Origin of the sequence: Aeromonas sp. A35_P, from assembly GCF_002259925.1 — a bacterium.
Lineage (GTDB): Bacteria > Pseudomonadota > Gammaproteobacteria > Enterobacterales > Aeromonadaceae > Aeromonas > Aeromonas dhakensis.
Map to the genome: position 1 here is coordinate 20,330 of NZ_NEVB01000195.1, position 9,561 is coordinate 29,890.

The window sequence follows — 9,561 nt, forward strand, 5'->3', positions numbered from 1 at the left end:
CAGGAGCCTGACATGTTCAAAAACTCCACCATCAAACTGCGACTCACCATACTGCTCTGTCTGCTCTGCGTACTGCTGTTTAGCGTGGGTGTGCTCGGGCTCTACAACATGCATAGCAGCAACAAGGGGCTGCAACGGGTCTACAACGACCGGGTGGTACCGCTCAAGCAGCTCAAAACCATCTCGGACAACTACGCCGTCGCCATCATAGACAATGTCAACAAGGCCAATGCCGGTCTCGTCAGTGCCGAGGAGGCGTTGCAGCAGATCCAGCATGCCCAGCAGCAGATCAAGCTGGAGTGGCAACACTATCAGGCCACCAAGCTGACCGCGGCCGAACAGAAGCTGTCAGCCGAGGCCAACAGCCTGTTCAATACCGCGGATCGAGACATCACCAAGCTGGAGGCCTTTCTCTCAAATCAGCATGGTGTCATTGCTGATACGCTCAATGAGTTTGACGGCAAACTCTACAGCTCCATCGACCCCATCGGCAGCAAGATAACCGAGCTGGTCAGTCTGCAGCTCGACGTTGCCAAATCCGAATACGAACAGGCACAGGCCTGGTATGACGTCATGCTACTTACCATGATGGCCGTCGTCGCCGCCGGCATGGTGGCTGCAGCCTGGTTTGGCATCGTCCTCATTCGCAGCATCATCTCCCCCATCAACCAGGCCCTGCAGGTTGCCAACCACCTGGCGGACGGCAATCTCGACATCACTATCGACATCGGTGCCCACGATGAGGCCGGCCAGCTGTTGCTGGCCATGCAGAACATGGTCAACAAGCTGACGTCCCTCATCACCGACATAGAAACGCTGGTGACCTCCGCCGTCGAACAGGGGGATTTCAACTACAAGATTGAACTAGACGGACGGCAGGGTTACATCAAGCGCCTCTCCGAACTGCTCAATCGTCTCTCCAACGTGACCGACACCAGCCTCAACGACGTGATGCGCATTGCCACCGCCCTGTCGCAGGGTGACCTCACCCAGAAGATCGAGCAGCCCTATCCGGGAATTTTCGGCCAGACCAAGGATGGCCTCAACAGCACCATCGCCGCGCTGACCGCCATCATCGAGGAAGTACGCAACGCCGCCGACAACCTGACCAACGCCTCCAATCAGGTCAGCACCACGGCCCAGTCCCTCAGCCAGGCCACCAGTGAGCAAGCGGCCAGCGTGGAAGAGACCAGCGCCTCCATCGAGCAGATGAGCGCCAGCATCAACCAGAACACGGACAACGCCAAGGTGACCGACAACATGGCGAGCAGCGCCGTACTGGAGGCCACCGAAGGGGGGCGCTCGGTACAACAGACGGTTGCCGCGATGCAGCAGATCGCCCGCAAGGTCAGCATCATCGACGACATCGCCTACCAGACCAATCTGCTGGCACTCAATGCCGCCATCGAGGCGGCCAGGGCCGGTGAACATGGCAAAGGCTTTGCTGTGGTCGCCGCCGAGGTCCGCAAGCTGGCCGAACGTAGCCAGATCGCGGCGCAGGAGATAGGCGAACTCTCGTCAAGCAGCGTCGATACCGCCGAGAAGGCGGGCAGTCTGCTCGACAAGATAGTGCCCTCCATTCGCAAGACCTCTGATCTGGTGCAGGAGATCAACGCCGCCTCCGGGGAGCAGGCCAGCGCCGCCAACCAGATAAGCCTGGCCATGAGCCAGCTCAATCAGGTGACCCAGCAAAATGCTGCCAGCAGCGAGGAGCTGGCCGCCACCGCGGAGGAGATGAGCTCCCAGGCCAACGAGCTGCAGCAGACCATGGACTTTTTCTCCCTGCAAGGCAGCGGCCGCTCACTCAGACAGGTAGAAAGTCCGCACAAGGGGGCGCCTCCCAGGGGCAAGTTTGTGATGCCGGCCCAGCCCCCGTTGCATGGCAATGCGGTTGCGCAACCGCAGGTTGACGAAACCGATTTTGTCCGCTTTTAACCGGAGAGCCTCATGAGCATGTCTACCGAAGTGGTCGTCCAGCCTGGCACGCTGATACATGACAATCAGGGTGATGCCCAGTACCTCACCTTCCTGATCAACAGCGAGATGTTTGCCATCAACATCCTCGGGGTCAAGGAGATCATCGAATACGGCAACATCACCCCCATCCCCATGATGCCTAGCTTCATCCGGGGGGTGATCAACCTGAGGGGGGCCGTCGTCTCGGTGGTGGATCTCAATGCCCGTTTTGGCAATGCCCCCTCCAGCATCACCCGTCGCAGTTGCATCGTGATCATCGAGAACGTGCACCCCGATGATCCGGAGCATGGTAATCAGGACATTGGTGTGGTGGTGGACTCCGTCTCCGAGGTGTTGACCATCCCCTGCAATGAGATAGAGCCGCCACCCAGCTTCGGCGCCCGCATCCGGGCCGATTTCATCAGTGGCATGGGCAAGGTCAACGGCAAGTTCGTCATTCTCATCAATACCGAGAAGGTGCTCTCCATCGACGAGATGGCCCAGCTCAGCGAGCTGACCCAGCAGCAGGAACGGCTACTGGAACAAAAACCACAAACGCCATGACAACAACATAAATCAGCGTTTCGCTCCACCACACAGCAATGACATGTCGCACAAGGATAAGGCCCATGACTCAATCACTCTTTGGCAATCTGTTTGGCAACGGCAATGCTCATGCCTTGCTGCAGGAACAACTGCGCCAGTTGACTGGTGCAACCCGCACCCTGGCTCAGGGGATCCAGCAAGGCAAACAGTCCGCCCAGCTAGAGCTGGACACGCTCACCGGCCCTCTCAAGGAGCTCTGCCAGGAGTTCAATGCCGTACTGGGGCTGCTGGGGGAGCGCCTTGGCAGTGCGCTCGCCGCTCGCGAGGCCAACCAGGCGCTCTACGAAGAAAACCTGCGAGTGCGCAAGGCGCTGGATGGTGCCTCGACCAATGTGATGATCGCCGATACCAATTTGAACATCGTCTACATGAATGAAGCCGTGCTGGCCATGCTGGGACTGGCAGAGTCGGATATTCGCAAGGATCTGCCGAGCTTCGACGTCAGGCATCTGATGGGCAAGAACATCGATACTTTCCACAAGGAACCCTCCCACCAGCGCAACATGCTGGCCAAGCTGGACAAGACCTACCGCACCCAAATCACGGTCGGAGGCCGCACCTTCTCCCTGATCGCCAACCCCGTTTTCAATGACGGTGGCGAGCGGCTGGGCTCCGTGGTGGAGTGGGCCGACCGAACCAAGGAGATCGCCATCGAGAATGAAGTGAAAGCCGCCAATGCCGCCGCCAAGCAGGCGGCCGCCGAAAGTCTGCGAGTCAAGAAGGCGCTCGACGGGGCCAGCACCAACGTGATGATCGCCGATACCGACCTCAACATCATCTACATGAACGAAGCGGTCAGAGAAATGCTGGGCCAGGCCGAAACCGACATCCGCAAGGAACTGCACCACTTCAGCTCGGCCAACCTGATGGGGGCCAACATCGACAGCTTTCACAAGAATCCAGGCCATCAACGCAGCATGCTGGCCAAGCTGAACAACACCTATCGTACCCAGATCATGCTGGGGGGACGCACTTTCGCCCTCATCGCCAACCCGGTATTCGGCGACGATGGCGAGCGGCTGGGCTCCGTGGTCGAATGGTCGGATCGCACCAAAGAGGTCGCCATCGAGCGGGAGATGTCGGAAATCGTCCAGTCCGTCATCAATGGCGAACTACACCGCCGCATGGACCTCACCGGCAAGAGCGGCTTCTTCCAGAACCTTGGGGAGGGGATAAATCGTATCGCCGAGGTGATCGACACCAGTCTCAACGATGTGATCAGGGTGGTTCAATCACTGGCGCGCGGGGATCTGACCCAGCACATAGAGGCAGATTATCCCGGCGTATTCGGCACGACCAAGGACTCCCTCAACCAGACCATAGTCTCGCTCACCAACATTGTCACCGAGGTGCTGGGGCATCCGACAACCTCTCCAGCGCTGCCGAGCAGGTCAGCGCCACCGCCCAGTCCATCAGCCAGTCCAGCAGCGAACAGGCTTCCAGCATGGAGGAGACCAGCGCCTCCATCGAGCAGATGAGCGCCAGCATCAACCAGAACACCGACAATGCCCAGGTTACCGATGGCATGGCCAGCAAGGCGGCCAAGGAGGCGGTAGAAGGCGGCGAGGCGGTCAAGCTCACGGTCGATGCCATGAAGCAGATTGCCAAGCGCATCGGCATCATAGATGACATCGCCTACCAGACCAATCTGCTGGCCCTCAACGCCGCCATCGAGGCAGCCCGGGCAGGCGATCACGGCAAGGGTTTCGCCGTGGTGGCTGCCGAGGTACGCAAACTGGCGGAGCGCAGCCAGGTAGCGGCCCAGGAGATTGGCGAGCTGGCATCAAGCAGCGTCGACATGGCTGAGAAAGCGGGACGTCTGCTCGATCAGATGGTGCCCTCCATCAACAAGACCTCGGATCTGGTACAGGAGATCAGCGCCGCCTCCGCCGAGCAGTCAACCGGCGTCAGCCAGATCAACATCGCCATGAACCAGTTGAGCCAGGTGACCCAGCAGAACGCATCCTGCAGCGAAGAGCTGGCCGCCACTGCCGAGGAGATGAGCAGCCAGGCCGAACAGCTGCAACTGGCGATGGAGTTCTTCACCCTGGAGCGGCACAAGCTCAATGCCGGCCAGAAGGTGGCAGCCACCCGTACCGGCCCCCGTGGCCGCTTCATGCTCGAGAACAGTGCCGCAGAGGGTAATGGCAACCTGCCCCGGCCCCATAATGACGGTGACTTTGTTCGCTTCTAACCCGGATGCGGGTGAGTGGAGCTCACCCGTATCCCGTTTGTTTCGGGAGTCCTTCCGTGTATCAGACCCAGTTGCATGATGATGAATTTGCGCAGTTTCAACGCTGGATCCACCAGACGGCGGGGATCGATCTGTCGCCGGCCAAGAAGGCCCTGGTCGCCAGCCGATTGTCAAAGCGCCTCTGTTACTATGAGCTGGAGAGCTACGGCGACTATTTCAGCCTGATCATGCACAACCGCGGCAGTGAACTGCAGATAGCGCTCGACCTGCTCACCACCAACGAGACCTACTTTTTTCGCGAACCCAAGCACTTTGAATTTCTCGGTACCAAGGTGCTGCGCCAGTTGCCAAAAGAGCGGATGGTTCGGATCTGGAGCGCGGCCAGCTCTTCCGGGGAAGAGCCCTACAGCCTGGCCATGACCCTGGCCGACCATCTGGAGCTGGGTAACTGGGAAGTGATCGCCTCGGATATCTCGACCCGGGTGCTGGAACAGGCGAGAACGGGGCTCTATCCAATCGAACGGGCCCACAACATCCCGCTGCCATTGTTGATGAAGTACTGCCTGAAGGGGGTCGGCTTTCAGGAGGGCACCTTCATCATCGATCGCAAGCTGCGCGAGAAAGTGCAGTTTTACCATATCAACCTGAATCAGGAGTTGCCTGACATCGGGCTGTTCGATGTCATCCTGATCCGCAACGTGATGATCTATTTCAACCGGGAAACCAAGGGACAGGTGCTGCAGCGGCTGGTGCCGCGCCTGAGAAAAGGGGGCTATCTCATCGTCAGTCACGCCGAGAGCCTGAACGGCCTGCCCCACGGCCTGCAACTGGTATCACCTTCCATCTATTTGAAACCTTGAGCTTTTCAGTATGAAAGAGGTCATGCTGCAACCGGGCGAGTTCTTCTTTGGGCAGGATGACGCCATCATCCGCACCCATCTTGGCTCCTGCGTGGCCATTACCATGTGGCATCCGGAGCAGAAGCGAGGTGGCATGTGCCATTACATGCTGCCCAGCCGCGGCCACAGCGCACCGAGTCTGGACGGTCGTTATGCCGATGAGGCAATCCAGCTGTTTATCCATGAGATAGGCAAGCATCCCGCCCCCATCCACGAATACGAGGTCAAGCTGTTTGGCGGCGGCAACATGTTTATAGAACAGCAAACGCTCAACACCATGAATGTGGCCATCAAGAACATCAAGGCGGCCTGGCAGCTGACCCAGCACCTGGGCCTGACCATCAAGGCCCACCATCTTGGCCATGCGGGACACAGAAGCCTGATTTTCGAGCTGGCCAACGGCAATGTCTGGGTGCGTCATCATCGCTTGCCACACCGCTAAGGGGACGGAATGAAACAGATAAGAGTCATGCTGGTGGATGATTCCGCCGTGGTGAGGCAGGTGTTGCAAGCCATTCTCGAGCAGGAGCCCGATATCAAGGTGATTGCCACCGCCTCCGACCCGCTATTTGCACAAGAAAAATTGAAGAAGGAGTGGCCAGACGTGATCGTGCTGGACGTGGAGATGCCACGCATGGATGGCATCACCTTCCTCACCAAGATCATGGCCGAGCACCCCACCCCAGTGGTGATCTGCTCCTCCCTGACCGAGAAGGGGGCGGAAACCACGCTGCAGGCGATGGCCGCCGGTGCCGTGGACATCATCACCAAGCCCACGGTCGGTCTGAAAAGCTTCCTGCAAGAGTCGGCGCAAGAGCTGGCCATGGCGGTGCGCGCCGCCGCCCAGGCCAATGTCAGACGCCAAGTCAGAACCCAGTCCACCACGGTCGCCCCCAAGCTCAATGCCGATGCCATCATGGCGCCAGCCAGCCAGCATGCCATGGCCCAGACTACGGAGCGGATCGTGGCTATCGGCACCTCCACCGGCGGCACCCAGGCACTGGAGGCCGTGCTGACCACCCTGCCCCGGGTCTGCCCGGGCATCGTCATCGTGCAGCACATGCCGGAGAAGTTCACCGCCTCCTTTGCCGAGCGGCTCAACAACCTGTGCCAGATAGAGGTGCGGGAGGCTAGGAGCAATGATCGGGTGATCCCCGGGCTCGCGCTCATCGCCCCCGGCGGCAAGCACATGCTGCTCAAGCGCAGCGGCGCCTACTATCACGTCGACGTGATGGATGGCCCCCTCATCAACCGCCACCGTCCTTCGGTGGACGTGCTGTTTCGCTCGGTGGCCAAGTTTGCCGGCAGCAATGCCACCGGCATCATCATGACCGGGATGGGAGATGACGGTGCGCGCGGGCTGCGCGAGATGCTGGAGGCTGGTGCCAACACCTTTGCCCAGGATGAGGCCTCCTGCGTGGTCTTCGGCATGCCCAAGGAGGCCATCAAGCTCGGCGCCGCCCGCCATGTCCTGCCGCTGCAGGATATCCATCACGCCATCGTGGGCCGCTAGCAGACAGATGAGGTGACACAGCCCGGTCTGACCGGGCTGTGTTGTTTCAATGCGGCATGTCGTCGAGCAGAGCGAACAGGCGATCAATCTCCGCCGAGGTGTTGTAGTGCATGCAGCCTATTCGCAGTACACCGTCGCTCACCCCCAACTGCTCCACCAGCGCCAGCGCATAGAAGTGGCCGGCCCAACTGCAGACCTGATGTTGCCCCAGAAACTCGGCCATCTCGGCCGGGCTATGACGGCTTGAAGTGAGGGCGAAGGTAGGAGTGCGCCCCTTGCTGCCCTGAATGCCGTGCAGGGTGAACCAGGGGCGCTCGGCCAGCCTGGCCAGCAGATGCTCGCTGAGCTGCCGCTCATGGGCCTGGCTGCGGGAAAACGCCAGATCGAGGCGAGCTTCCAGCTCGTGCTCGGCGCCGTCCAGCCCGGACAGGGAGGCCAGATACTCTACGGTCGCTTCTACTCCGGCCAGCGCCTCCCAGCTCTGGGTACCGGTTTCCCATTTGTAGGGCGCCACATTTTTGGCCGGCTCGACCTTGTAGGGGGTGAAATACGCCAGGTGGCGATGCTTGCCGAAGAGGATGCCAAGGTGCGGGCCGAAAAACTTGTAAGCGGAGCAACCGAGGAAGTCGCAATCCCAGGCCTGCACGTCGATGCGCTCGTGGGGCGCAAAGTGCACCGCATCTACGTAGAGCAGGGCACCCACCCCGTGCACCGCATCGGCGATACGCGGAATATCGACCAGAGTGCCCGTGGTGTTGGAGGCCGCGGTTACCGCCACCAACCGGGTTCTGGGTCCTAGCAGGCTGAACAGATGCGCATAGTCCAACCCCCCGGTCGTCACATCTACTCTTGCCTGATGCACTACCACGCCACGATCCGCTGCCGCTTGCTGCCAGCTGGAGACGTTAGAGTAGTGATCGAGCGCGCTGACGATGATCTCGTCCCCCGCCTGCCACTCCCTGGCCAGCGAACGACTCAGCGCAAAGGTCAGGGTGGTGAAGTTGGCACCGAACACTATCTCTTCAGCCCGCTCCGCCCCCAGCAAGGCCGCCACCGCCAGCCTGGCCCGCAAGGCCTGCTGCTCGGTCGCCCTGGCCGAGAAAAAGGGGCCGCCCAGATTGGCGTTGAAGCGGCCGAGGTAATCTGTCATGGCCGTGAGCACGGCGTGTGGCACCTGGGCCCCGCCGGGGCCGTCAAAAAAAACGGGGGTTTTGCCTTCAACCAGCTGATTGAGAGCGGGGAACTGGCCGCGCAACACGGCGATATCGAGAGCCTGCATAGGAGAAGTCCACAATCCATGTTAACAGTTGAATAACATGGCGAGAGTAAAATGCGGCAGCAGCAATGTCCATCAGCGAAGCGGTCAGCCATCACACTTACAAAATAAGGTGAATTTTTCAGTATAAAACGCTGCCTGATGGCAACCGGCTGGTGCGACACCTCGCCTCGCCACCATCGTGATCAATGCTCGGCAGCAGCAGGGAAGTCGTTGATAAGCGTGAAAAATGAGCGACAAATATCAAAAAATGACCGAATGATACTTTTTTGTCGCCAGATATGCCCGCAAGGGGTTCACAAAGAGCGAAGATCTGATAGTATGCGCCTCGCACTTGGGGAGGGGTTCCCGAGCGGCCAAAGGGATCAGACTGTAAATCTGACGGCTCTGCCTTCGAAGGTTCGAATCCTTCTCCCTCCACCATTCAAGTGCAACAATCAGGAAAATACCCCGTGGAGGGGTTCCCGAGCGGCCAAAGGGATCAGACTGTAAATCTGACGGCTCTGCCTTCGAAGGTTCGAATCCTTCTCCCTCCACCATCTTCCTGAACAATTTGTGTAGTACCCCTGTGGAGGGGTTCCCGAGCGGCCAAAGGGATCAGACTGTAAATCTGACGGCTCTGCCTTCGAAGGTTCGAATCCTTCTCCCTCCACCATCATTCAAGAAAACCCGGCCTAGTGCCGGGTTTTCGCTTTTCACGCATCTATCCATTTGACACTGTCAGATCTGACAATTGCCTGTGGGCCCGCTTTTGGAAACAGTATTGCCATATCGTTCAAGGACATGACAATGTTTGAGATCTGGGATGAAGCAGGGCAGGCGAAAGGATTGAACCTGCAGCAATTGCAGCAACGGCTGACCAGCTACCGGGGTGAGGTGATGGTGCGTTATATCAACCGCATCGGCCTGCCGACCACCCTGTTCCTGACGGTCGACAAGGGCCTCGCCTATCAGCGTTTCAAAACAGACACCCCCCTGCTCGACTGGGACTGGCTGGCACAGGCCATTGAGCCAGAACAACGCAAAACCCCATTGCAGCCGCTTGAGGTCGTTATCCGCTGATAATCAGTCAGCGAAACCGTTACATGCTGAAATGAATTCAATATCGGTGTTTATT

The 9,561-nt window shown here is 59.2% G+C and carries 7 protein-coding genes, 3 tRNA genes and 1 pseudogene; 10 read left to right on the forward strand and 1 reads right to left on the reverse strand.

Annotation, left to right across the window (positions count from 1 at the left end; all coding sequences use genetic code 11):
* Positions 1–12: 12 nt before the first annotated feature.
* From CAK78_RS13280 to CAK78_RS13305, 6 genes and pseudogenes are all read left to right on the forward strand, one after another.
* Positions 13–1,935 (forward strand): methyl-accepting chemotaxis protein, encoded by a 1,923-nt coding sequence (locus tag CAK78_RS13280; protein WP_094697579.1) that lies wholly within the window; start codon positions 13–15, stop codon positions 1,933–1,935.
* A gap of 12 nt (positions 1,936–1,947) precedes the next feature.
* The gene (locus tag CAK78_RS13285) at positions 1,948–2,520 is read left to right on the forward strand and encodes a chemotaxis protein CheW (RefSeq protein WP_094697580.1); all 573 of its coding nucleotides are present in this window, start codon (positions 1,948–1,950) and stop codon (positions 2,518–2,520) included.
* A gap of 65 nt (positions 2,521–2,585) precedes the next feature.
* Positions 2,586–4,756, forward strand: a pseudogene (locus tag CAK78_RS13290) (methyl-accepting chemotaxis protein).
* A gap of 56 nt (positions 4,757–4,812) precedes the next feature.
* Positions 4,813–5,616, forward strand: a complete 804-nt coding sequence (locus CAK78_RS13295) for a CheR family methyltransferase (RefSeq protein ID WP_010634880.1) — start codon at positions 4,813–4,815, stop codon at positions 5,614–5,616.
* Between the two features lie 10 nt (positions 5,617–5,626).
* Positions 5,627–6,097 carry a chemoreceptor glutamine deamidase CheD gene (cheD, locus tag CAK78_RS13300; RefSeq protein WP_005303792.1) on the forward strand — a complete coding sequence of 157 codons (471 nt, stop codon included), beginning with the start codon at positions 5,627–5,629 and terminating at the stop codon, positions 6,095–6,097.
* 9 nt (positions 6,098–6,106) lie between these two features.
* On the forward strand, positions 6,107–7,168 hold the full coding sequence (locus CAK78_RS13305; RefSeq protein ID WP_010634881.1) for a protein-glutamate methylesterase/protein-glutamine glutaminase: 1,062 nt from the start codon (positions 6,107–6,109) through the stop codon (positions 7,166–7,168).
* Between the two features lie 46 nt (positions 7,169–7,214).
* On the opposite strand, the gene CAK78_RS13310 is transcribed toward CAK78_RS13305, so the two are convergent.
* Positions 7,215–8,447 carry a cysteine desulfurase-like protein gene (locus tag CAK78_RS13310; protein ID WP_176452788.1) on the reverse strand — a complete coding sequence of 411 codons (1,233 nt, stop codon included), beginning with the start codon at positions 8,445–8,447 and terminating at the stop codon, positions 7,215–7,217.
* A 335-nt stretch (positions 8,448–8,782) separates the two neighbouring features.
* Here CAK78_RS13310 and CAK78_RS13315 point away from each other — a divergent pair.
* The 4 genes from CAK78_RS13315 (at position 8,783) to CAK78_RS13330 (ending at position 9,506) form a co-directional block, all read left to right on the forward strand.
* Positions 8,783–8,867 (forward strand) — tRNA-Tyr (locus CAK78_RS13315).
* A 31-nt stretch (positions 8,868–8,898) separates the two neighbouring features.
* Positions 8,899–8,983 (forward strand) — tRNA-Tyr (locus CAK78_RS13320).
* 31 nt (positions 8,984–9,014) lie between these two features.
* Positions 9,015–9,099, forward strand: a tRNA-Tyr gene (locus CAK78_RS13325).
* A 134-nt stretch (positions 9,100–9,233) separates the two neighbouring features.
* Positions 9,234–9,506 (forward strand): hypothetical protein, encoded by a 273-nt coding sequence (locus tag CAK78_RS13330; protein WP_094697582.1) that lies wholly within the window; start codon positions 9,234–9,236, stop codon positions 9,504–9,506.
* Positions 9,507–9,561: the final 55 nt, after the last annotated feature.

Bases quoted from the DNA above. Each gene is read 5' to 3' on its own strand.
- CAK78_RS13280 (WP_094697579.1), top strand. From the start codon at position 13: ATGTTCAAAAACTCCACCATCAAACTGCGACTCACCATACTGCTCTGT.
- CAK78_RS13285 (WP_094697580.1), top strand. From the start codon at position 1,948: ATGAGCATGTCTACCGAAGTGGTCGTCCAGCCTGGCACGCTGATACAT.
- cheD (WP_005303792.1), top strand. From the start codon at position 5,627: ATGAAAGAGGTCATGCTGCAACCGGGCGAGTTCTTCTTTGGGCAGGAT.
- CAK78_RS13305 (WP_010634881.1), top strand. From the start codon at position 6,107: ATGAAACAGATAAGAGTCATGCTGGTGGATGATTCCGCCGTGGTGAGG.
- CAK78_RS13310 (WP_176452788.1), bottom strand. From the start codon at position 8,447: ATGCAGGCTCTCGATATCGCCGTGTTGCGCGGCCAGTTCCCCGCTCTC.
- CAK78_RS13330 (WP_094697582.1), top strand. From the start codon at position 9,234: ATGTTTGAGATCTGGGATGAAGCAGGGCAGGCGAAAGGATTGAACCTG.